Annotated in this window: 20 protein-coding genes; 14 read left to right on the forward strand and 6 right to left on the reverse strand. The window is 64.1% G+C overall.

Annotation, left to right across the window (positions count from 1 at the left end):
• Positions 1 to 36: 36 nt before the first annotated feature.
• The 3 genes from AC0L20_RS26090 to AC0L20_RS26100 form a co-directional block, all read right to left on the reverse strand.
• Positions 37 to 828 carry a Bax inhibitor-1/YccA family protein gene (locus tag AC0L20_RS26090; protein WP_007598855.1) on the reverse strand — a complete coding sequence of 264 codons (792 nt, stop codon included), beginning with the start codon at positions 826 to 828 and terminating at the stop codon, positions 37 to 39.
• 270 nt (positions 829 to 1,098) lie between these two features.
• Complete coding sequence (locus AC0L20_RS26095; protein WP_473293614.1) at positions 1,099 to 3,669, reverse strand: ABC transporter permease; 2,571 nt, start codon at positions 3,667 to 3,669, stop codon at positions 1,099 to 1,101.
• On the reverse strand, positions 3,666 to 4,388 hold the full coding sequence (locus AC0L20_RS26100; protein ID WP_027514995.1) for an ABC transporter ATP-binding protein: 723 nt from the start codon (positions 4,386 to 4,388) through the stop codon (positions 3,666 to 3,668). The genes AC0L20_RS26095 and AC0L20_RS26100 overlap by 4 nt, the downstream gene beginning before the upstream one ends.
• Positions 4,389 to 4,443: 55 nt before the next feature.
• Here AC0L20_RS26100 and AC0L20_RS26105 point away from each other — a divergent pair, with 55 nt between their 5' ends.
• On the forward strand, positions 4,444 to 5,091 hold the full coding sequence (locus AC0L20_RS26105) for an arylesterase (protein ID WP_473293654.1): 648 nt from the start codon (positions 4,444 to 4,446) through the stop codon (positions 5,089 to 5,091).
• 187 nt (positions 5,092 to 5,278) lie between these two features.
• Positions 5,279 to 5,815: an RNA 2',3'-cyclic phosphodiesterase gene (gene thpR / locus AC0L20_RS26110; protein ID WP_007598862.1), complete on the forward strand. Its 537-nt coding sequence runs from the start codon at positions 5,279 to 5,281 to the stop codon at positions 5,813 to 5,815.
• A gap of 67 nt (positions 5,816 to 5,882) precedes the next feature.
• On the opposite strand, the gene AC0L20_RS26115 is transcribed toward thpR, so the two are convergent.
• The gene (locus AC0L20_RS26115) at positions 5,883 to 6,137 is read right to left on the reverse strand and encodes a type II toxin-antitoxin system VapB family antitoxin (protein ID WP_354201509.1); all 255 of its coding nucleotides are present in this window, start codon (positions 6,135 to 6,137) and stop codon (positions 5,883 to 5,885) included.
• A 138-nt stretch (positions 6,138 to 6,275) separates the two neighbouring features.
• Between AC0L20_RS26115 and zapE the strand changes: the two genes are divergently transcribed.
• From zapE to AC0L20_RS26170, 11 genes are all read left to right on the forward strand, one after another.
• Positions 6,276 to 7,460 (forward strand): cell division protein ZapE, encoded by a 1,185-nt coding sequence (gene zapE / locus AC0L20_RS26120; protein ID WP_473293615.1) that lies wholly within the window; start codon positions 6,276 to 6,278, stop codon positions 7,458 to 7,460.
• A 202-nt stretch (positions 7,461 to 7,662) separates the two neighbouring features.
• Positions 7,663 to 8,631, forward strand: a complete 969-nt coding sequence (gene mdh / locus AC0L20_RS26125; protein ID WP_007598869.1) for a malate dehydrogenase — start codon at positions 7,663 to 7,665, stop codon at positions 8,629 to 8,631.
• 217 nt (positions 8,632 to 8,848) lie between these two features.
• Positions 8,849 to 10,045, forward strand: coding sequence for an ADP-forming succinate--CoA ligase subunit beta (sucC, locus tag AC0L20_RS26130; RefSeq protein WP_007604323.1), 1,197 nt, complete (start codon positions 8,849 to 8,851; stop codon positions 10,043 to 10,045).
• A gap of 4 nt (positions 10,046 to 10,049) precedes the next feature.
• Entirely contained in the window at positions 10,050 to 10,529 is a 480-nt protein-coding gene (locus AC0L20_RS26135) for a DUF1579 family protein (protein WP_473293616.1), read from the forward strand.
• Positions 10,530 to 10,532: 3 nt separating this feature from the next.
• Complete coding sequence (locus tag AC0L20_RS26140; protein ID WP_473293617.1) at positions 10,533 to 11,159, forward strand: hypothetical protein; 627 nt, start codon at positions 10,533 to 10,535, stop codon at positions 11,157 to 11,159.
• 23 nt (positions 11,160 to 11,182) lie between these two features.
• Positions 11,183 to 12,067, forward strand: a complete 885-nt coding sequence (gene sucD, locus AC0L20_RS26145) for a succinate--CoA ligase subunit alpha (protein WP_007604325.1) — start codon at positions 11,183 to 11,185, stop codon at positions 12,065 to 12,067.
• A 137-nt stretch (positions 12,068 to 12,204) separates the two neighbouring features.
• A complete protein-coding gene (locus AC0L20_RS26150) occupies positions 12,205 to 15,174 on the forward strand; it encodes a 2-oxoglutarate dehydrogenase E1 component (protein WP_473293618.1) in 2,970 nt (989 codons plus the stop codon).
• A 184-nt stretch (positions 15,175 to 15,358) separates the two neighbouring features.
• Positions 15,359 to 16,603 (forward strand): 2-oxoglutarate dehydrogenase complex dihydrolipoyllysine-residue succinyltransferase, encoded by a 1,245-nt coding sequence (odhB, locus tag AC0L20_RS26155; RefSeq protein ID WP_473293619.1) that lies wholly within the window; start codon positions 15,359 to 15,361, stop codon positions 16,601 to 16,603.
• 52 nt (positions 16,604 to 16,655) lie between these two features.
• Positions 16,656 to 17,417 carry an SDR family oxidoreductase gene (locus tag AC0L20_RS26160; RefSeq protein ID WP_473293620.1) on the forward strand — a complete coding sequence of 254 codons (762 nt, stop codon included), beginning with the start codon at positions 16,656 to 16,658 and terminating at the stop codon, positions 17,415 to 17,417.
• A 56-nt stretch (positions 17,418 to 17,473) separates the two neighbouring features.
• Positions 17,474 to 18,871, forward strand: coding sequence for a dihydrolipoyl dehydrogenase (lpdA, locus tag AC0L20_RS26165; RefSeq protein WP_473293621.1), 1,398 nt, complete (start codon positions 17,474 to 17,476; stop codon positions 18,869 to 18,871).
• 33 nt (positions 18,872 to 18,904) lie between these two features.
• Entirely contained in the window at positions 18,905 to 19,435 is a 531-nt protein-coding gene (locus tag AC0L20_RS26170; RefSeq protein WP_473293622.1) for a hypothetical protein, read from the forward strand.
• Between the two features lie 90 nt (positions 19,436 to 19,525).
• Here the strand turns inward: AC0L20_RS26170 and AC0L20_RS26175 are convergent, their stop codons facing one another.
• Positions 19,526 to 20,116, reverse strand: coding sequence for a DUF4337 domain-containing protein (locus tag AC0L20_RS26175; RefSeq protein ID WP_473293623.1), 591 nt, complete (start codon positions 20,114 to 20,116; stop codon positions 19,526 to 19,528).
• 117 nt (positions 20,117 to 20,233) lie between these two features.
• Between AC0L20_RS26175 and AC0L20_RS26180 the strand changes: the two genes are divergently transcribed.
• The gene (locus AC0L20_RS26180) at positions 20,234 to 20,806 is read left to right on the forward strand and encodes a hypothetical protein (protein WP_473293624.1); all 573 of its coding nucleotides are present in this window, start codon (positions 20,234 to 20,236) and stop codon (positions 20,804 to 20,806) included.
• Between the two features lie 4 nt (positions 20,807 to 20,810).
• Here AC0L20_RS26180 and AC0L20_RS26185 read toward each other — a convergent pair whose 3' ends face one another.
• A complete protein-coding gene (locus AC0L20_RS26185) occupies positions 20,811 to 21,776 on the reverse strand; it encodes a tyrosine recombinase XerC (RefSeq protein ID WP_473293625.1) in 966 nt (321 codons plus the stop codon).
• Positions 21,777 to 21,795: the final 19 nt, after the last annotated feature.

Consider the following 21,795-nt stretch of genomic DNA (forward strand, 5'->3'; position numbering starts at 1 on the left):
CGGCCGGGGCTGGTGTCGTTCCCTCGGGTCTGACGCTTAGTCGCGCTGGCCGAGGAGCTGCAGGAGCAGCGTGAACAGGTTGATGAAGTTCAGGTACAGCGACAGCGCGCCGGTGATGGCCGCACGCTCTGCGATGTCACCGCCGGCCGAGGCGTAGCCGTAGATGTAGTCGTTCTTCAGCCGCTGGGTATCCCAGGCGGTGAGGCCCGCGAACACCAGCACGCCGACCACCGACACCACGAACTGCAGCACCGAGCTCGCCAGGAACAGGTTCACCAGGCTCGCGATGACGATGCCGATCAGGCCCATGAACAGGAACGAACCCATTCCGCTCATGTCACGCTTGGTGGTGTAGCCGTAGAGGCTGAGCGCGCCGAAGGTCGCCGCGGTGATGAAGAACACCCGCACGATCGAGGTGTGGGTGAACACCAGGAAGATCGAGGACAGCGAGACGCCCATCAGCGCCGCGAACACCCAGAACAGGATCTGGGCGGTCGAGGGAGCGAGACGGTTGATGCCCGCCGAGATCACGAACACCATGGCGAGCGGCGCGAGCATGAACAGCCACTTCAGCGGGCTGACGAACATCGCGTAGCCGAACGGCGTCAGGAACAGCTTGCCGACGCGGACGGCTTCCGGGGTCGGAACATCCGTCACGGCGGCCATGTAGACGCCGAGCGCGGCCAAGCCGGTGATGGCGAGGCCAATGCTCATGTAGTTGTAGATGCGCAGCATGTAGGCGCGCAGGCCGGCATCGACCGTCGCGGCGTCAACACGCCCGGCGGCCCTGCCGAAAGGAGAAGCGTAGTTACGGTCTAGGTCCGACATGGTCGAATTCCCGTTGGTTGGTCCGGTCCGGCATGAGGGTCGCCATGCCGCCGGTTCGTCAAATTCTATCTCGGATACCGATGTCTGCCGACTAAATTTTGGCTAACAATCGGGGCTCCGAACCCATTCGATATGTGGGAAACTAACACATCCGCTGCAACCGTCCACGCGCGGCTGAATGTCGCCCTTACCTGCAATCCAGACGAGCGGACGTGGTTAATCGCTGGAATCGTGCGATTTCGCTCCCGCGGACCCGCCCGCTACCATTTGTCACAAATTCCGCAACACCGTGGCGGGCTTTTTGTTCAACGCCAGCAGCGTGCCGGCGAGACCCAAGCCGACCGTGACGACCAAGGCAGCCGCGACCACGCCGGCGGCGCTGCCGCCCTGCCAGACGAAGGTGAGGGTCATCAGTCGGGTCACGATCATCCAGGCCGCGACGCTGCCGGCGAAAACGCCGAACATTGCGGTGGCAAGTCCGATCAGGAGGTATTCGAGGGCATAGGCGCCGAGCAGCCGCAGCCGGGTCGCGCCCAGCGTCTTGAGGATCACCGCATCGTAGACCCGGTGGCGATGGCCGGCGGCGAGCGCACCGCCCAACACCAGGATCGCCGAGATCAGGGTCACCGCGCTGGCGCCGCGGATCGCCAGCGCCAGGTTGGTCACGACCGAGCCGACCGTCTCCATCACCTCGCGCACGCGCACGCTCGTCACCATCGGATAGGCGTCAGCGACATCCTTGATGATCTTGCCGTCGCCGGTCGCATCGTCGCCGGCTTCCGTCAGCGTCGCGATGTGGGTGTGCGGCGCGCCCTTGAATGCGTTCGGCGAAAACACGAGGACGAAATTGATGCCGAGGCCCTGCCAGTCGATGCTGCGCAGATTGCTGATCTTCGCGGGGATGTCGCGGCCGAGGATATTGACCACGACCTCGTCGCCGAGCTTGAGGCCGAGTCCGTCCGCGATCTTCTTCTCCATCGAAACCAGCGGCGGGCCGGCATAATCGGCGCTCCACCACTCGCCCTCGACCACCTTGGAGCCTTTCGGCAGCTCGGCGGTATAGGTCAGGCCACGGTCGCTCTGCAGCACCCACTCGGAATCGGTGCTGGGCTTGAGCTCCTCGGCCCGGACGCCGCGGGCTCCGACGATCCGCCCGCGCAGCATCGGGACGTCATCGACCTTCGCGCCAGGGGCGATCTGGCGCAGATATGAGTCGAACTGCTCGGCCTGCGTGCTCGGAATGTCGATGAAGAAGAACGACGGCGCGTGCTCGGGTAGTGCCGCCAGGAACTGCCGGCGCAGATTGCCGTCGATCTGGGTGATGGTGACGAGCACGGCCAGTCCGAGGCCCAACGACAGCACGACCGAGGGCGTCAGCGCGCCCGGCCGGTGGATGTTGGCGATCGCAAGTCGCAGCATCGGCCAGCGCGTGCGCGGCAGCCGCCGCGCGATCGTCATCAACAGCGCGGCAATGCCGCGCAGCAGCGCGAACACGACCACGGAGGAGGCCACGAACACGGCGGCGATGCGCTTGTCGAAGGACAGCCCGATCACGACCGCGATGAGCAGCGCGATCACGACGGCCATGAAGACGAGGTAGCTCCACCGTGGCCGATGCCATTCGGAGCTGATGGTGTCGCGGAACAGCGCGGCCACCGGCACGTCGTGCACCCGCCCGAGCGGCCACAGGCCGAAGGCAAGCGCCGTGAGCAGCCCGTAGACGAACGACAGCGCGAGCTCGTCGGCATGCACCGCCGGCACCACCGGCAGCGGCAGCAGCTTGCCGAACAGGCCGACGATCGCGAAAGGCATGGCGGCGCCGAGCGCGAGGCCTATCGCCGAGCCGATCGCGGCGAGCAGGAGAACCTGGGCGAGATAGATGCCGAACACGTCGCGCCCGGTGGCGCCGACGGCCTTGAAGGCCGCGATCACCTCGAGCTTGTGGTCGATATGGGCCTTCACAGCATTGGCGACGCCGACGCCGCCGACCAGCAGCGCGGCGAGGCCGACCAGCGTCAGGAACTGCGTGAAGCGGTTGATGTTGCGCTCGAGCTGCGGCGAGGCATTGGAGCGGCTGCGGACCTCCCAGCCGGCCTGCGGCGCGGCGTTGCGGGCGTCCGCGATGAAGGCGTCGGTGGCGCGCTCGCTATTGGCGATCTCCGGCAGCTTCACCCGGTAGACCCAGCGCACCAGGCTGCCGGGCTGGACCAGCCCGGTGGCGCGAAGGCCCGCTTCGCTGATCAGGAAGCGCGGGCCGAAGCCGATGCCGCCGGCGAGCTTGTCGGGCTCGGCTTCGACGGCGCTGCGGATCTGGAACGTGGCAGCCCCGACGGTGACACGATCGCCGGTCTTGAGCGACAGCCGCGCCAGCAGTGTCGGATCGGCGGCCGCGCCGAACGCGCCGTCGCGCTCCGCGAGCAGGTCGGACATCGGCAGCGGTGGCGCCAGCGTCAACTGGCCCAGCATCGGATAGGTGTCGTCGACGGCCTTCATCTCGACCAGCGCCAGCTTGCCCTCGGCCGAGCGCGCCATGCCGCGCAGTGTGGCGGCGCTCGAGACGGTGCCGCGCGAACGCAGGAAGGCGACTTCCTCCGGCTTCGCCTCGCGCTGAAACAGGACGAACGACACGTCGCCGCCGAGCAGCGTGCGGCCCTCGCGCGCGAGGCCGTCGCTCAGGCTCGCCGAGACCGAGCCGACACCGGCGATCGCCATCACGCCGAGCGCGATGCAGGCGATGAAGACGTAGAAGCCGCGCAGGCCGCCGCGCAATTCGCGCAGCGCGTAGCGCAGCGACAGCGCGACGCCGTTGGGCTTCGCGAACGGTTCGGCAGCAGCGCTCATGCCGGCGCCGACTGCGTGTCGATGCGTCCGGAGCGCAGGCGGATCACGCGATCGCAGCGATGCGCGAGCGAGGAATCGTGCGTGACCAGCACCAGCGTCATGCCGCGCTCGGCATGCTTGCTGAACAGGAGGTCGACGATCTGTTGTCCCGTGGCTTCGTCGAGATTGCCGGTCGGCTCGTCGGCAACGAGGATCGCGGGATCGGGTGCCAGCGCGCGGGCCAGCGCGACGCGCTGCTGCTCGCCGCCGGAGAGCTGCGTCGGATAATGATGCAGACGGTCGCCGAGCCCGACCGAATGAAGCTCCTGCGCCGCGCGCTTTGCGGCGTCGGGATTGCCCGCAAGCTCGAGCGGCACCGCGACGTTCTCCAGCGCCGTCATGGTCGGGATCAGATGGAAGGACTGGAAAACGATGCCGACCTGGCGGCCGCGGAAGCGGGCCAGCGCGTCCTCGTCGAGGGCATTGAAAGGCGTGCCGCTGACCACCACCTCTCCGCTATCAGGACGCTCCAGCCCCGCCATCACCATCAGCAGCGTGGATTTGCCCGAGCCTGACGGGCCGATCAGGCCGATCGTCTCGCTCCGGCCCACGCGCAAGCTGATATCCTTGAGAATGTGAACGCGTGCCGCGCCCGTGCCCAATGACAGATTGACGTTGGAGATGGCGATGGTGTCCGCCGAGCTGTCGGCGAGCGAAGAGGAAGAGATGCGAGTATCCATGGTCCGGTCATATGGCAACTCCGCACGCGCGGTCGAGAGGCGTTACGGATTGTTCATGCACATAGCCGTGTTGATGTTCGCTTTGATGACGGTCGCAAATCCGGCATGGGTTCCGGCATGGGCCGAGGCGGCGAAGCCGATCAAGCTGGTGGTTCTCGGCGATTCCCTGAGCGCCGGCCTCGGCCTCCCGGCCCAGCACGCGTTCCCCACCAAGCTTCAAAAAGCCTTGCAAGACAAAGGCATAGAGGTCGGCATGACCAATGCCGGGGTATCCGGCGACACCTCCTCGGGTGGCCGTGACCGGCTCGACTGGTCGGTCCCCGACGGAACCGACGGTGTGATCATCGAGCTCGGCGCCAACGATGCGTTGCGCGGCATCGATCCCGATTTGACGCGCACCGCGCTGAGCGAGATCGTCCAGCGCCTCAAAGCGCGCAAGATCGCGGTGATGCTGTGCGGCATGCTGGCGCCGCCGAATTACGGCGCGGACTATGCCGCGCGCTTCAATTCGATTTATCCGGATCTGGCGAAAAAATTTGGCGTGCCGCTCTATCCGTTTTTTCTCGACGGTGTCGCGGCCGATGCCAAGCTCAACCAGGCCGACGGCATTCATCCGACCGCGGCCGGCGTCGACATCATCGTCAGGAATATCTTGCCCATGGTTGAGGCATTCATTGGCACGATAGCTGAGCAGCGGCGTTGAAAAGCAGGCAGCGCCGCCCGCAATTCCCAGGGTTTTACCGGGGTGAGGCGCGCGATGCTTCGCAGAGTCACACAACTGCGATAGGAATTAAGGTACCGGTGATTCGTCGCCGGCTCTAAAATTTGGATATGATCTTGCCTTGGGATCTTGCCCTGGGATCATGCCCAAGCATCGGGAGTGCGAAACGATGCCGCGTTTGTTCACTGGTCTGGAAATTCCGGCCGAGATTGGCCAGTCGCTTTCCAATTTGCGGGGCGGCCTTCCCGGCGCCCGCTGGATCGATCCCGAAAATTACCACGTCACACTGCGCTTCATCGGCAATATCGACGGCATGTCCGCCAATGAGATCGCCTCGATGCTGTTTCGCGTCGACCGCAAGCCGTTCGAGGTGAAGGTGCAGGGTTTGCAGAGTTTCGGCGGACGCAAGCCGCGCGCGGTGGTCGCCACCATCGTGCCGAGCAAGCCGCTGATGGAATTGCAGGCCGAACTCGAGCGCCTGATGCAGCGGATCGGCCTCGACCCGGAAGGCCGCAAGTTCATCCCGCATGTCACGCTGGCCCGGCTGCACGACGCCACCGACCGTGACGTCGCCGATTATCTCTCGCTGCGCGGCTATTTTCCCAGCAAGGCGTTCACGGCCGAACGTTTCGTGCTGTTCTCGTCCCGCGCCTCAACCGGCGGCGGCCCGTATGTGGTCGAGGACGCCTACGAGCTGTGTGAGTGAGTCTGGCTCGCAGAAGATGGAGCGATGCCGACCCATATGGCGCGTAGATGCCTAGCATCGACTGAAGTCAGAATGGCAATCCGTGTTCGTCGTATCCAACTATTTCATCGGGCATCCGGTCGGCTAATACAGGCAGCTCGCTCCAGCGTCGACGGATTGCGGCCATATCCTCCAAAAGAGCAGTTTTGCAGTACTGATTGTCGATGCGCCTGAGGCGCTCTTCGATAGCTCGCGTCGTAGCAAGGGCAACCGTCTCGCCAGTGAGTTGCGCCAGACGCCTCGCGAGACGTTCGACCTCGGAGTCCTCGATACTAAGGGCCATGCCAGGAACCTCAAAGTAGGCGCTTTAGCCCTGTGATATCTCAATTATTCGCCTCCGACCACGTGGATGTGGGTGCGCGCATAAGCCTTTGCGCCAATACGGAGTTGCAATTTCCGCTCATCTCTGGCGGTAAAGAGCATGCTCTCGACCCCCAGTTCCTCATTCCGCGAGGCCTATCAGGCCCAAATCGCGTCCGGCGCGATCGAGCCTGACGCTGCGCAGGCCGAAATCGCGGACGCCTATGCGGCGCTCGACCAGCGGCTCGCCGATTACAAGCCGGCGCGCAAGCAGGGCCTGCTCAGCCGCCTGTTCAGCAGCGACAAGGACGAGGCGCCGCACGGGCTCTACGTCCATGGCGAGGTCGGCCGCGGCAAAACCATGCTGATGGATCTGTTCTTCCAGCACTCGACCGTCGAGCACAAGCGGCGCGCGCATTTCCACGAATTCATGGCCGAGGTGCACGAGCGCATCTACGATTTTCGCCAGGGCATCGCGCGCGGCGAGATCGCCGACGGCGACGTCATCGCGCTGACCGCGCATGCGATCTTCGAGGAGAGCTGGCTGCTTTGTTTCGACGAATTCCACGTCACCGACATTGCGGACGCGATGATCCTCGGCCGCCTGTTCGCAAAGCTGCTGGAGCTCGGCACGGTGGTGGTCGCGACCTCCAACGTCGCGCCTGACGACCTCTACAAGGGCGGTTTGAACCGTTCGCTGTTTCTTCCCTTCATCAGGCAGATCACCGACCACATGGACGTGCTGCGGCTCGACGCGCGCACCGACTTCCGGTTGGAAAAGCTTCAAGGCGTGTCGATGTGGCTGACGCCGGCCGACACTGAGGCGGACGCCGCGCTCGACCGTGCCTGGTCGAAGATGTCAGGCGGCGCCAAATGCAAGTCGCGGGATATTTCGATCAAGGGCCGCATCCTGCACGTGCCGTGCTCGGCCCATGGCGTGGCGCGCTTCGCGTTCGCCGATCTCTGCGAGAAGCCGCTCGGGACATCCGACTATCTCAGGCTGGCGCACGATTATCACACCATCCTGGTCGACCATATTCCAGTGATGGACATCTCCCAGCGCAACGCCGCCAAGCGCTTCATCACGCTGATCGACACGCTCTATGACAATGCCGTGAAGCTGATGGCGTCGGCCGATGCCAACCCGATCTCGCTCTATCTTGCCAACGAGGGCAACGAGGCCAACGAGTTCAAGCGCACCGCCTCGCGCCTGATCGAAATGAGCTCGGAATCCTATCTGGCGCTGCCCCACGGCCGCAAGGATTCGACCGCCAGCGGCTCGACCAAAGGTTTGGTTGAGACTTAAAGGGTCCGGTGGAGACTTAAGTCCTATTTGCCAGCGCTGTCATTCCGGGCTCGGCGCTTCCCAAGCCCCGGAATGACGGGGATGCGCTTGAATACGCGGCAAGCCCGACAATTGGGCAACCCGTGACTTGAACGGGGGAGGCGAAAGGGATAACCACCCGTCTCAGTTTTCCCCTCCTTACGTGTCTAAAGGACAGGCTCACATGGCGCGCGACAAGATTGCTTTGATTGGCTCCGGTCAGATCGGCGGAACGCTGGCTCATCTCATCGGCCTGAAAGAGCTGGGCGACGTGGTGATGTTCGACATCGCCGAGGGCGTGCCGCAGGGCAAGGCGCTCGACATCGCACAGTCCTCGCCGGTCGACGGCTTTGACGCGCACTACACCGGCGCCAACTCCTACGAGGCGCTCGACAACGCAAAGGTCTGCATCGTCACCGCCGGCGTGCCGCGCAAGCCCGGCATGAGCCGCGACGACCTCCTCTCCATCAACCTCAAGGTCATGGAACAGGTCGGCGCCGGCATCAAGAAATACGCCCCCGACGCCTTCGTCATCTGCATCACCAACCCGCTCGACGCGATGGTCTGGGCGCTGCAGAAGGCTAGCGGCCTGCCGCACAAGAAGGTCGTCGGCATGGCCGGCGTGCTGGATTCGTCGCGCTTCCGCTACTTCCTGGCCGACGAGTTCAACGTTTCGGTCGAAGACGTCACCGCCTTCGTGCTGGGTGGCCATGGCGACACCATGGTGCCGCTGGTAAAATACTCCACCGTTGCCGGCATCCCGCTGCCCGATCTCGTCAAGATGGGCTGGACCTCGCAGGCGCGCCTCGACGAGATCGTCGACCGCACCCGCAACGGCGGCGCCGAGATCGTCAATCTGCTCAAGACCGGCTCGGCCTTCTACGCGCCGGCGGCTTCCGCGATCGCGATGGCCGAGAGCTATCTGCGTGACAAGAAGCGCGTGCTGGCCTCGGCCGCCTATTTGAACGGCGAATACGGCGTGAAGGACATGTATGTCGGCGTGCCCGTCGTGATCGGCTCCAAGGGTGTCGAGCGCGTCGTCGAGATCGAGCTCGTCGGCAAGGACCGCGAAGCCTTCGACAAGTCGGTCGGCGCGGTGCAGGGTCTGGTTGACGCCTGCAAGAAGATCGCACCCGATCTTCTGGGCCGCTAAGGTCGAAACATTCCGCCGAAGATCGAAAACCGGTCTTCGGCGGTTTCATTTCCGGGGTCCGCCAAACCTTGTTTAAGGTTGGGGCGGGTCCTGGTCCGCAAGTCCAGAGATCGATGTCAGAGAATCCGGGTTGCAGTTCCTGTGGTATATGGTATGCCAGCCACAAGACTGAGGTGGGCCTACGAGGTCACCGCCCGCGGGTTCAGGGAGCGACCATATGAATATCCATGAGTATCAGGCCAAAGCGCTGCTGAACGAGTTCGGCGTCGCCATCTCCAAGGGCGTTCCGGTCCTGAAGGCGGCCGATGCGGACGCGGCGGCAAAGGCCCTGCCGGGTCCGGTCTGGGTCGTGAAGAGCCAGATCCACGCCGGCGGCCGCGGCAAGGGCAAGTTCAAGGAAGCCTCGGCCGGCGACAAGGGCGGCGTGCGCATCGCCAAGTCGGCCGCGGAAGTCTCCGAATTCGCCAAGCAGATGCTCGGCGCCACGCTCGTCACCATCCAGACCGGCCCCGCCGGCAAGCAGGTCAACCGCCTCTACATCGAGGACGGCTCCGACATCGACAAGGAATTCTACCTCTCGATCCTGGTCGACCGCGAGACCTCGCGCGTCTCCTTCGTGGTGTCGACCGAGGGCGGCGTCAACATCGAGGACGTCGCGCACAACAGCCCTGAGAAGATCGTGACCTTCTCGATCGATCCCGCGACCGGCATCATGGGCCATCACGGCCGCACCGTCGCGAACGCGCTGAAACTCTCTGGCGATCTCGCCAAGCAGGCCGAGAAGCTCACCGCGCAGCTCTACGCGGCGTTCGTCGCCAAGGACATGTCGATGCTGGAGATCAACCCGCTGGTCGTGACCAAGCAGGGCCAGCTCCGCGTGCTCGACGCCAAGGTGTCGTTCGACGACAACGCCCTGTTCCGTCACCCCGAAGTGCTCGCGCTGCGCGACGAGACCGAGGAAGACGCCAAGGAAATCGAGGCGTCGAAATACGACCTCAACTACGTCACCCTCGACGGCAATATCGGCTGCATGGTCAACGGCGCCGGCCTCGCGATGGCGACGATGGACATCATCAAGCTCTACGGCATGGCGCCGGCGAACTTCCTCGACGTCGGCGGCAGCGCCAGCAAGGAAAAGGTCGCGGCCGCGTTCAAGATCATCACCGCAGATCCCAACGTGAAGGGCATCCTGGTCAACATCTTCGGTGGCATCATGAAGTGCGACGTGATCGCCGAGGGCGTCACGGCCGCCGTCCGTGAAGTCGGCCTCAGCGTTCCGCTGGTGGTTCGCCTCGAAGGCACCAATGTCGAGCTGGGCAAGAAGATCATCCGTGAGTCCGGCCTGAACGTGGTGCCGGCCGACAATCTCGACGACGCCGCGCAGAAGATCGTGAAGGCCGTCAAGGGAGGCTGAGGCCATGACCCAGGACCATCTCGCTGCATCATCCCCGCTGCCGGAGCACGCGCGTCTTGCCGCGTTCGCCGGTGAATGGAATGGCGAAGAGGTGGTCTTTGCGTCGCGGTGGACGGAGGGCGGGACGGCGACCTCTCACGTCGTGGCCCACATGGATCTCAACGGCTTCTACCTGATCCAGGACTCGGTCCAGACCCGCGACGGCAAGCAGAGCTTCGCCACCCACGGCATCTTCACCTTCGACCGCGAAGACCGGACCTACAAATTGTTCTGGTACGATTCGCTCGGCTACACGCCGCCCTCGCCCGCCTCCGGCGGGTGGGTCGGCAAGACCCTGACGCTGGTGCGCGGCTCGCTCCGCGGCAATGCGCGCCACGTCTATGAAATCATCGACGACGATTCCTATTCGTTGAAGATCCAGTTCTCGCCGGACGCGGAAGGCTGGGCCGACGTGCTCACCGGCGTCTACCGTCGGGTGCATTGAGCCGTGAACCAAAACTTCTCCGTCGATATGCGCTTCGCGGTTGCCTTTATGTCGGCGCAGATTCTGGCGTCGGGAGCTTCTGCCGAAACGCCGTCGGGCAAAATGGTCGCGACCCTTGAAAGTGTCTGTGTGGCGCCGGCGTCCTCCGAAGCAATGATAGCTGCCGGCGAAAAAATGGCCGCCGCAGAAAACTGGAAGTTGCTTCGGTCGGGACCAACGCCGATGCCAATTATGCACAATGAGAATGGTCCGAAGATGTCCTTCGAAAGTGCATGGGATCTCGGTGCCGGCGCATCTTTGACTATCTCGATTGTGCGGCCTGAGCAGGCCGCACTCAGATATGATTTTTGCGTCATTCAGCCTGCCGCCCTCGTCAACAGAGAGGAACTTATTAGCGCAGTTGCTCGTCAGTTTGGCTCGACGCTCACGAGGGACGCGTCGGGAAGGTACAAACATCAAGAAGCGTGGTTCTTCACCGAAGAGAAGGCCCGGGGAAATTGCGGAAAGCAGATCAGCTTTTCCAGCAGCCCAGGCCAACCTTCTGCTTTTGCCTTCACGAACTTTGCATACCCCGACGACGGCCAATGGGACGTGATGGCTAAACTCACCACGCGCTGTCCGATTCAATAACTCGTTCTGAAAGCGGAAAACACATGTCCATCCTGATCGACAAGAACACCAAGGTCATCTGCCAGGGCTTTACCGGCAAGAACGGCACCTTCCATTCGGAGGCCGCGATTGCCTATGGCACGAAGATGGTCGGCGGCACCTCGCCCGGCAAAGGCGGCGCGACGCATCTGGGTCTGCCGGTGTTCGACACCGTGCGCGAGGCGCGTGAGAAGACTGGTGCCGACGCGTCGGTGATCTATGTGCCGCCGCCGGGCGCGGCCGATGCGATTTGCGAAGCCATCGACGCCGAGATCCCGCTGATCGTCTGCATCACTGAAGGTATCCCGGTCATCGACATGGTCCGGGTGAAGCGTTCGCTGGCCGGCTCCAAGTCGCGCCTGATCGGGCCGAACTGCCCGGGCGTCATGACCGCCGGCGAATGCAAGATCGGCATCATGCCGGCCAACATCTTCAAGACCGGCAGCGTCGGCATCGTCTCGCGCTCGGGCACCCTGACCTACGAAGCCGTGTTCCAGACCACCCAGGAAGGCCTCGGCCAGACCACGGCGGTCGGCATCGGCGGCGATCCGGTCAAGGGAACCGAGTTCATCGACGTGCTGGAAATGCTGCTCGGCGACCCCAAGACCGAGTCGATCATCATGATCGGCGAGATCGGCGGTTCCGCCGAGGAGGACGCCGCCCAGTTCCTCAAGGACGAGGCCAAGCGCGGCCGCAAGAAGCCGATGGTCGGTTTCATCGCCGGTGTCACGGCCCCTCCCGGCCGCCGCATGGGCCACGCCGGCGCGATCATTTCGGGTGGCAAGGGCGACGCCGGTTCCAAGACCGACGCGATGAAATCGGCAGGAATTACAGTGTCTCCGTCTCCCGCTCGGCTTGGCCATACGCTTGCCGAAAAATTGAAGGCCTGATTCACACCTTCGTAATTTTCCGGGCGAAGTTTCGCAGCAAATAGGGTAAATGGTGCCTGTCGCGCTGGTCCTCTGCCGGGGAGCCCAGCGCCAGCGCCGTTTGTTATGCGCGAACCGAAATCGCCAGGAACTCAAGTATGTCTCGCCAAGACGCGAACGCAGCCTTTGCCCTCTCCTCCTTTTTGCAGGGCACCAACGCCACCTACATCGACGAAATCTACGCCCGCTACGAGAGGGACCCGTCCTCGGTCGATGCCGAGTGGCAGGACTTCTTCAAGAGCCTCAACGACCAGCCGGGCGACATCAGCAAGAACGCCCAAGGCCCGTCCTGGGAGCGCGCCAACTGGCCGCTGACCCCGCAGGACGATCTGACCTCCGCGCTCGACGGCAATTGGGCGGAAGTCGAGAAGACGGTCGGCGCCAAGATCGCCGCCAAGGCGCAGGCCAAGGCTGGCGACAAGGCCGGCGGCCTTTCCTCCGCCGACCTGCTCCAGGCCACCCGCGACTCGGTCCGGGCTCTGATGCTGATCCGGTCCTATCGCATGCGTGGTCACTTCCACGCCAAGCTCGATCCGCTCGGCATCGAAGCCCAGCGCAATCGCGAAGAGCTCGACCCGCGGACCTACGGTTTCAGCGAAGCCGATTTCGGCCGCAAGATCTTCCTCGACCATGTGCTCGGTCTCGAATACGCCAGCCTGCGCGAAATCACCGCGATCTGCGAGCGCACTTACTGCCAGACGCTCGGCGTCGAGTTCATGCACATCACCAACGCCGCACAGAAGGCGTGGATTCAGGAGCGGATCGAGGGGCCGGACAAGGAAATCTCGTTCACCCGCGAAGGCCGCCGCGCCATCCTGATGAAGCTGGTCGAAGCCGAAGGCTTCGAGAAATTCTGCGACACCAAATTCACCGGCACCAAGCGCTTCGGCCTGGACGGTGCTGAATCGCTGATCCCCGCGCTCGAGCAGATCATCAAGCGCGGCGGCAATCTCGGCGTGAAGGAGGTCGTGCTGGGCATGCCGCATCGCGGCCGGCTCAACGTGCTGACCCAGGTGATGGGCAAGCCGCACCGCGCACTGTTCCACGAGTTCAAGGGCGGTTCGGCCAATCCTGATGCGGTCGAAGGCTCGGGCGACGTCAAATATCATCTCGGCGCGTCCTCGGACCGCGAGTTCGACGGCAACCGCATCCATCTGTCGCTGACCGCCAACCCCTCGCATCTCGAGATTGTCGATCCCGTCGTGCTCGGAAAAGTCCGGGCCAAGCAGGACCAGCACGGCGATCCGCCGGATATGCGCATCTCGGTGATGCCGCTCCTGATGCATGGCGACGCTGCGTTCGCCGGCCAGGGCGTGGTCGCGGAATGCTTCGGCCTGTCGGACCTGAAGGGCTACCGCACCGGCGGCTCCGTGCACTTCATCGTCAACAACCAGATCGGCTTCACCACCTATCCGCGTTATTCGCGTTCGTCGCCGTACCCGTCCGACGTGGCGAAGATGATCGACGCGCCGATCTTCCACGTCAACGGCGACGATCCGGAAGCCGTCGTGTTCGCGGCCAAGGTCGCGACCGAGTTCCGGCAGAAATTCCACAAGCCCGTCGTCATCGACATGTTCTGCTACCGCAGGCATGGCCACAACGAGGGCGACGAGCCGGCTTTCACCCAGCCGGTGATGTACAAGAAGATCGCGGCCCATCCGTCGACGCTCGAGCTCTACGCCCGCCGTCTCATCAGCGAAGGCGTGCTGACCGAGGGCGAGGTCGAGAAAGCCAAGGCGGACTGGCGCGCGCGGCTCGATGCCGAGCTCGAGGCCGGCTCCGGCTACAAGCCCAACAAGGCCGACTGGCTCGACGGCAAATGGGCCGGCTTCAAGATCGCCGATCAGGAAGAAGACGCGCGGCGTGGCGTCACCGGCGTCGACATCACCGCACTGAAGGACATCGGTCGCAAGATCACCAAGGTGCCGGATGGTTTCCGCGTCCACCGCACCATCCAGCGCTTCCTCGAAAACCGCGCCAAGGCGATCGACGGCGGCGCGGGCATCGACTGGGCGACCGGCGAGGCGCTGGCGTTCTGCACGCTGCTCAACGAGAACCACCATGTCCGCCTGTCCGGACAGGATTCGGAGCGCGGCACCTTCTCGCAGCGCCACTCGGTCCTGATCGACCAGGAAGACGAGAGCCGCTACACGCCGTTCAACCATCTCGGTCACGAGCAGGGCCATTACGAGGTCATCAACTCGCTGCTGTCGGAAGAAGCCGTGCTCGGCTTCGAATACGGGTACTCGCTCGCCGAGCCGAACACGTTGACCCTGTGGGAAGCGCAGTTCGGCGACTTCGCCAACGGCGCGCAGGTCGTGTTCGACCAGTTCATCTCCTCGGGTGAGCGCAAATGGCTGCGCATGTCCGGCCTCGTCTGCCTTCTGCCGCATGGCTATGAAGGCCAGGGACCGGAGCACTCCTCGGCGCGTCTGGAGCGTTATCTCCAGATGTGCGCGGAAGACAACATGCAGGTGGTCTATCCGACCACGCCGGCGAACTATTTCCATGTGCTGCGCCGGCAGCTCCACCGTGAGATACGCAAGCCGCTGATCGTGATGACGCCGAAGTCGCTGCTGCGTCACAAGCGGGCGGTGTCGCGTCTCGAGGAGCTCGCGAAGGGAACCACCTTCCACCGCATCCTCTATGACGACGCCCAGATGCTGCCGAGCGAAGCGATCAAGCTCGTTCCCGACGAGAAGATCCGCCGCATCGTGCTCTGCTCGGGCAAGGTCTATTACGACCTTTACGAGGAGCGCGAGAAGCGCGGCATGGACGACATCTACCTGATGCGCATCGAGCAGCTCTATCCGGTGCCGCTGAAGGCGCTGGTGGCCGAGCTGTCGCGCTTCAAGAAGGCCGAAGTGGTGTGGTGCCAGGAAGAGCCCCGCAACATGGGTGCCTGGCACTTCATCGAGCCCTATCTGGAATGGGTGCTGAACCAGGTGAACGGTGTGAGCCGGCGTCCGCGTTATGTCGGCCGCGCCGCCTCCGCCGCGACCGCGACGGGTCTGATGTCGAAGCATCAGGCCCAGTTGAAGGCGTTCCTGGACGAAGCATTGAGCTGAGAAGTTTTTTAGGACGCTGTCATCGCCCGCCTTGTGCGCAATTGCGCACTGGGGCGGGCGATCCAGTAAGCCGTGACGGCCGTGATGACCACGAACGCCGCGGAGTACTGGATGCCCCGCCTTCGCGGGGCATGACACCTGTGAAATTCATGACTGCGTTGGCGATCTCCTTAAGGAAAAGACCATGACTGAAATTCGTGTGCCGACCCTCGGCGAATCCGTCACCGAGGCCACCATCGGCCGCTGGTTCAAGAAGGCGGGCGATGCTGTCGCCGTTGACGAGCCCTTGGTGGAGCTCGAGACCGACAAGGTCACCATTGAGGTCCCGGCGCCGTCCGCGGGCACGCTAAGCGAGATCATCGCCGCAGATGGCACGACCGTTGCGGTCGGTGCGCTGCTTGGCCAGATTACCGAAGGCGCCGCCGGCGCCGCCAAGCCGGCTGCCGCTGCGCCCGCAAAGCCCGCGGCTGCCGCTCCTGCTGCCGCCGCTGCGGCTGCTCCCGCTGCGGTGAAGGCACCGCCGGCCGATGCGCCGCTCGCCCCCTCCGTGCGCAAGCTCTCGGCCGAGACCGGCATCGATGCCTCGACCGTTCCCGGCTCCGGCAAGGACGGCCGCGTCACCAAGGGCGACATGCTCGCCGCGATCGAGCGTGCGGCCTCGGCGCCGACCCCGGTCAACCAGCCTGCCGCAGCGGTTCAGGTCCGCGCACCCTCGCCGGCCGATGACGCCGCCCGCGAAGAGCGCGTCAAGATGACCCGGCTGCGCCAGACCATCGCGCGCCGGCTCAAGGACGTGCAGAACACCGCCGCGATGCTCACGACCTTCAACGAGGTCGACATGACCAACGTCATGGCGTTGCGCGCCCACTACAAGGATGCGTTCGAGAAGAAGCATGGCTCGAAGCTCGGCTTCATGGGCTTCTTCACCAAGGCCGTCGTGCAGGGGCTAAAGGACATCCCGGCCGTCAACGCCGAGATCGACGGCACCGATCTGATCTACAAGAACTACTATCACATCGGCGTCGCCGTCGGCACCGACAAGGGCCTCGTCGTGCCCGTGGTGCGCGACTGCGACAACAAGTCGATCGCCGACATCGAGAAGGGCATTGCCGATTTCGGTCGCCGCGCCCGTGACGGCCAGCTCAAGATCGACGAGATGCAGGGCGGCACCTTCACCATCACCAACGGCGGCATCTACGGCTCGCTGATGTCGACCCCGATCCTGAACGCGCCGCAGTCCGGCATCCTCGGCATGCACAAGATCCAGGAGCGGCCGATGGTCGTCGGCGGCAAGATCGAGGTCCGCCCGATGATGTATCTGGCGCTGTCCTACGATCACCGCGTCATCGACGGCAAGGAAGCCGTCACCTTCCTGGTTCGCGTCAAGGAAAGCCTGGAAGATCCCGCGCGCCTGGTGCTCGATCTCTGATCCCTGATGCTCTGCGAGCGCCGTCGCCTTTCGCGACGGCGCGTGTCGAACCATGGAGGCACGCGTGACCGATAAAGTCGTTGTCATCACCGGTGGCAGCCGCGGCATTGGCCGCGCGACTGCGATTGCTGCGGCCGCGCGCGGCTTCCGTGTCGTGGTCGGCTATGCAAGCAACAAGACGGCTGCCGACGAGGTCGTCGCAGAGATCGCGGCCAGCAACGGCAAGGCCATCGCGGTGAAATGCGATGTCACCGAGGAAAGCGACATCCTTGCGCTGTTCAAGGCCGCGGACGCGTTCGGCACGCTCGGCGCGCTCGTCAACAATGGCGGTATTGTCGGGACCAGCGGCGTGCGCGTCGACGAGATGTCGGCCGAGCGCATCCAGCGCGTGATGGCGGTCAACGTCACCGGCTCCATTCTCTGCGCGCGCGAAGCGGTGAAGCGGATGTCGACCAAGCATGGGGGCCAGGGCGGCGTCATCGTCAATCTGTCATCGGTTGCCGCCAAGCTCGGCGCGCCGAACACCTATGTCGATTATGCCGCGTCCAAGGGCGCGATCGATTCCTTCACCGTCGGCCTCGGCTATGAGGTTGCCGGCGAGGGCATTCGCGTCGCGGGCATCCGGCCCGGCCTGATCGACACCGAAATCCACGCTGCCGGCGGTGAGCCCGACCGCGCCCATCGTCTGGCCCATATGGTGCCGATGAAGCGCGTCGGTACTGCCGATGAAGTCGCCAATGCCATCGTCTGGCTGATGTCGGACGATGCCTCCTACGTCACCTCAGCCATTCTCGATGTGTCCGGCGGACGCTGACGCGCTGCGCGGACGCTGACACATCCCTCAACGCTAAACTTACGGGACTTTCTCTCATGGCATACGATCTCGTCGTCATCGGCACCGGACCGGGCGGTTATGTCTGCGCGGTACGTGCAGCGCAGCTCGGCATGAAAGTCGCCGTGGTGGAAAAGAACGCAACGCTCGGCGGTACCTGCCTCAATGTCGGCTGCATGCCGTCGAAGGCGCTGCTGCACGCCTCCGAAATGTTCGAGGAGGCCGGGCATTCCTTCGCCAAGATGGGCGTCAGCGTCTCCGCGCCGAAGCTCGATTTGCCTGCGATGATGAACTTCAAGCAGCAGGGCATCGACGGCAACGTCAAGGGCGTCGAGTTCCTGATGAAGAAGAACAAGATCGACGTGCTCAAGGGCGCCGGCAAGATTCTCGGCACCGGCAAGGTCGAAGTCTCCGCCGACGGCAAGTCGCAAATTATCGAGACCAAGAGCATCGTGATCGCCACGGGCTCGGACATCGCACGTCTTAAGGGCATCGAGATTGACGAAACGCGCATCGTGTCGTCGACCGGCGCGCTGTCGTTGGACAAGGTCCCCGGCAAGCTCTTGATCGTCGGCGCAGGCGTGATCGGCCTCGAGCTCGGCTCGGTCTGGCACCGCCTCGGCGCCGAAGTGGTCGTCGTCGAATTCCTCGACCGCATCCTGCCCGGCATGGACGGCGAGATCGCCAAGCAATTCCAGCGCATCCTGGAGAAGCAGGGCTTTGCCTTCAAGCTCGGTGCCAAGGTCACCGGCGTGGACACCTCCGGCAAGACGCTGAAGGCGACGATCGAGCCCGCCGCCGGCGGCGCTGCCGAGACGCTGGAAGCCGACGTCGTTCTCGTCAGCATCGGTCGTGTGCCGTACACGGAGGGGCTCGGCCTGAAGGAAGCCGGCGTTGCGCTCGACAATCGCGGCCGGGTGCAGATCGATCCGCATTTCGCCACCAGCGTGAAGGGCGTCTATGCCATCGGCGACGTCGTCGCGGGCCCGATGCTCGCGCACAAGGCCGAGGATGAAGGCGTCGCAGTTGCCGAGATCATCGCGGGGCAGGCCGGCCACGTGAACTACGATGTTATCCCAGGCGTCGTGTATACCACGCCGGAAGTATCCTCCGTCGGCAAGACCGAGGAGGAGCTGAAGCAGGCGGGTGTGGCTTATACGGTCGGAAAGTTTCCGTTTACCGCCAACGGCCGCTCCAAGGTCAATCAGACCACTGACGGCTTTGTGAAGATTCTCGCAGATGCGAAGACCGATCGCGTGCTCGGCGTGCACATTATCGGCCGTGAAGCCGGCGAAATGATCCATGAGGCGTGCGTTCTCATGGAATTCGGCGGCAGTGCGGAGGATCTCGCGCGCACCTGCCACGCCCACCCGACGCGCTCGGAGGCCGTCAAGGAGGCCGCGCTTGCAGTCGGCAAGCGGGCCATCCATATGTAGGTCGCGCCCAGCGCCGAATCGGGCGGGAAACACATGCTACGCCGCCTGCTTCAACCGCTCTGGGTCCTGCTTGCGATCATCTTCCTGATCGAAGCCTGGCTGTGGGACCATCTCGAGCCGATCGTCGCGCGGGTTGTCGCAATTGTCCCGCTCGCGCGGTTCAAGCAATGGCTGTCGGACCGCGTCGATGCGCTGTCGCCGGCGATGACGCTGATCGTGTTCGCTGTGCCGATCGTCCCGCTGTTTCCGCTCAAGCTGGTCGGCCTGTGGCTGCTCACGCACGAATACTGGACCAGCGCGGTCTTCACCATCGTGTTCGCAAAACTGCTCGGCGTCGGCGTCACCGCCTTCGTCTTCGACGTGACGCGCGACAAGCTGATGGAGATGGCTTGGTTCGAGCGGCTCTATGATCTGGTGCTGAAGCTGCGTGCCAAGGCCGCCGAGCTGGTCGATCCGGTCAAGCGACGCATTCGGGAGCTGATCGCCGGCAACGGCGAAGGCTGGTCCTCCCGCACGCTCCGCCTGATCCAGCGCTTTCGCAAGAGCGTGCACGAAGCGCGGTAACAATAGACGTGGTCCGTAGCCCGGATGGAGCGCAGCGCAATCCGGGAAAGTGTCCCCGCATTCCGCTTCGCTCCATGCGGGCTACAAGCCTCAATGCAGATGCAGCAGATGCGGCGACCATGCGCCGAGCACGGTCATCCCAAGTCCGGCGAGCGACAGCAGGCCCGCGATCCAGGCGAGCGGCAGCATACCGGTGATGATGGTGGCCGAGGCGAGAACGATGCCGATCTGGAAGGCGGCGGACGCCAGCTCGAAATGATGATATTTCGCGGTCGCCTCGTCTCGTTCATGCTCGGCGTGCTTGGCCTTTTCGGCCAGCTGCTCGGTGCCTTCGCCGGTCTCCGGCTCGGAGCGATAGCGCTGCGCGGCCTTCTGCCAGTCCTCGATCTGCTTCTGCACGGCCACCTTGTTGGCCTCGTCGCTCGCCGCGCCGAGGATGAGCTTGCCCTGGTCGGCCATGGTCTGCACCACGGTGCGGCGGATGCTCTTGGCCTGGAAGAACGCCCAGAGGTTGGAGGCCTCGACGTTCTTGCTGATCGATTCGGTCTGCGCGCCCTTGCCGAGCGTCTCCGAGATCGCCAGGAAAAGCGCCAGGACGGCGATCAGGAGCGCGATCTTCTTGTTCGAGCCGGACGCGTGTTCGGCGTGCTCGGCATGCTCCATGCTTTCATGTGCACTCATAAATCCCTCCTGCCTGTTTACCAACGATTGACCGAACTGCGCGACGGGCGCAAGTGGCAAGCCGCGATGGCCGTTGCAATTAAGGGTTTCGCTTCCGGGCTGATCTAGTCCTGTCCCATGACCACAGCGGAATTCATCGCAGCCTGCGTCTGGCCTTCCATCCTCGCCTCCGCGTTTGCGCTACTGAAGGCCCGCAACACCGCGGCCTTTCCGTTCGTCGGCAAGATTGTTCTCGCGCTTGGCCTGATCTACATCGGCCTGTTGCGGTTTTATGACAAGAGCTCGATCATCGCAGTCAACGACGTCCATATCGGCCTCGTTGTTCTGGGCGTGATTATCGTCGGCTCGCAGCTGCGACAACCTCCGCTGTACGGCTCATGGCGCGACAAGGCGAAGGCGTTCGCCTCGATGATCCTGATCGTGCTGCTCGGCAGCGGTCTTGCATGGTATGCCGGACGAATGCTGTTTCTCGATCACCTGACGTCCCGCCTTGTGATCGAAGGCCGTGTCGATCATGCGTGGAGGTCAGGTAACCGTCGCAAGGCGGACTATCTCGTTCGCATCGCGGGCCAACCGGTGAAGGTCACCGCGCCGCTGTACGAGCGGCTGGAGACGTTCAGGCCGATGGTCCGCGTCGAGGTCGGGCGCGGCTCGAACTACGTTTACGATATCGAGTATCTCGCCAACTGAGCCGCTAGCGACGCGGATGTGCGCTGGCATAGACTTCCAGCAGCCGCTCGGCATCGATGCCGGTATAGATCTGCGTGGTCGAGAGCGAGGCATGGCCCAGCAATTCCTGGATCGCGCGCAGATCGCCGCCGCGTGACAACAAATGCGTGGCGAAAGAATGCCGGAGCGCGTGCGGCGTGGCGCTGTCGGGCAGGCCGAGCGCGCCGCGCAGCCGCTCCATCGCGAGCTGGATGATGCGCGGGCTCAAGGGTCCGCCGCGTGCGCCGACGAAGATCGGGCCCTCGGCCGGCAGCGGATACGGGCACATCGCGACATACTCTTGCACCAGTTCGAGCACGTTCTGGAGCACCGGCACCATGCGGGTCTTGTTGCCTTTGCCGGTTACGATCAGCACGTCGCCTTCGCCGGGACGCGGCACCTCGCGGCGCGTCAGCCCCAGCGCTTCGGAGATGCGCAGGCCCGAGCCGTAGAGGAGAGCCATCACCGCGGCATCGCGCGCCAGAATCCAGGTCTCGCGATCCTCGCCGGCGCGTTCGTCGGCATCCGCAAGACGTTTGGCCGACGCCATCGGCAGCGGCTTTGGCAGGCTCTTGGCGACTTTCGGCGCGCGGATCGCCGAGAGCGCCCCGACCTTGCCCTTGCCTTCACGCTCAAGGAAGCGGCCGAACGAGCGCAGGCCCGCGAGTGCGCGCATCAGCGAGCGGCCGGCAATATCGTCGGCGCGGCGCATCGCCATGAAGGCCCTGACATCGGTGGCCTCCAGCGCGGCGAACCGCTTCAGTGTCACCCGCTCGCCCCAATGGCCGCAGAGGAAATTCAGGCACTGCCGCAAATCGCGGGCATAGGCTTCCAGCGTCTTCGGCGACAGCCGTCGCTCCGCGCCGAGATGCGACAGCCAGCGCGTCATCTCCTGCGCGATGTCAGGATCGGCGCTGGCGAGCTCGATTTGTGGGGCGGCCGCTTTGCTCATGCGCTCTGGACGTGGTGAT

It is taken from the genome of Bradyrhizobium sp. Kon58, assembly GCF_055807455.1.

Bases quoted from the DNA above. Each gene is read 5' to 3' on its own strand.
- AC0L20_RS26090 (WP_007598855.1), bottom strand. From the start codon at position 828: ATGTCGGACCTAGACCGTAACTACGCTTCTCCTTTCGGCAGGGCCGCC.
- AC0L20_RS26095 (WP_473293614.1), bottom strand. From the start codon at position 3,669: ATGAGCGCTGCTGCCGAACCGTTCGCGAAGCCCAACGGCGTCGCGCTG.
- AC0L20_RS26100 (WP_027514995.1), bottom strand. From the start codon at position 4,388: ATGGATACTCGCATCTCTTCCTCTTCGCTCGCCGACAGCTCGGCGGAC.
- AC0L20_RS26105 (WP_473293654.1), top strand. From the start codon at position 4,444: ATGCACATAGCCGTGTTGATGTTCGCTTTGATGACGGTCGCAAATCCG.
- thpR (WP_007598862.1), top strand. From the start codon at position 5,279: ATGCCGCGTTTGTTCACTGGTCTGGAAATTCCGGCCGAGATTGGCCAG.
- AC0L20_RS26115 (WP_354201509.1), bottom strand. From the start codon at position 6,137: ATGGCCCTTAGTATCGAGGACTCCGAGGTCGAACGTCTCGCGAGGCGT.
- zapE (WP_473293615.1), top strand. From the start codon at position 6,276: ATGCTCTCGACCCCCAGTTCCTCATTCCGCGAGGCCTATCAGGCCCAA.
- mdh (WP_007598869.1), top strand. From the start codon at position 7,663: ATGGCGCGCGACAAGATTGCTTTGATTGGCTCCGGTCAGATCGGCGGA.
- sucC (WP_007604323.1), top strand. From the start codon at position 8,849: ATGAATATCCATGAGTATCAGGCCAAAGCGCTGCTGAACGAGTTCGGC.
- AC0L20_RS26135 (WP_473293616.1), top strand. From the start codon at position 10,050: ATGACCCAGGACCATCTCGCTGCATCATCCCCGCTGCCGGAGCACGCG.
- sucD (WP_007604325.1), top strand. From the start codon at position 11,183: ATGTCCATCCTGATCGACAAGAACACCAAGGTCATCTGCCAGGGCTTT.
- AC0L20_RS26150 (WP_473293618.1), top strand. From the start codon at position 12,205: ATGTCTCGCCAAGACGCGAACGCAGCCTTTGCCCTCTCCTCCTTTTTG.
- odhB (WP_473293619.1), top strand. From the start codon at position 15,359: ATGACTGAAATTCGTGTGCCGACCCTCGGCGAATCCGTCACCGAGGCC.
- AC0L20_RS26160 (WP_473293620.1), top strand. From the start codon at position 16,656: ATGGAGGCACGCGTGACCGATAAAGTCGTTGTCATCACCGGTGGCAGC.
- lpdA (WP_473293621.1), top strand. From the start codon at position 17,474: ATGGCATACGATCTCGTCGTCATCGGCACCGGACCGGGCGGTTATGTC.
- AC0L20_RS26170 (WP_473293622.1), top strand. From the start codon at position 18,905: ATGCTACGCCGCCTGCTTCAACCGCTCTGGGTCCTGCTTGCGATCATC.
- AC0L20_RS26175 (WP_473293623.1), bottom strand. From the start codon at position 20,116: ATGAGTGCACATGAAAGCATGGAGCATGCCGAGCACGCCGAACACGCG.
- AC0L20_RS26180 (WP_473293624.1), top strand. From the start codon at position 20,234: ATGACCACAGCGGAATTCATCGCAGCCTGCGTCTGGCCTTCCATCCTC.
- AC0L20_RS26185 (WP_473293625.1), bottom strand. From the start codon at position 21,776: ATGAGCAAAGCGGCCGCCCCACAAATCGAGCTCGCCAGCGCCGATCCT.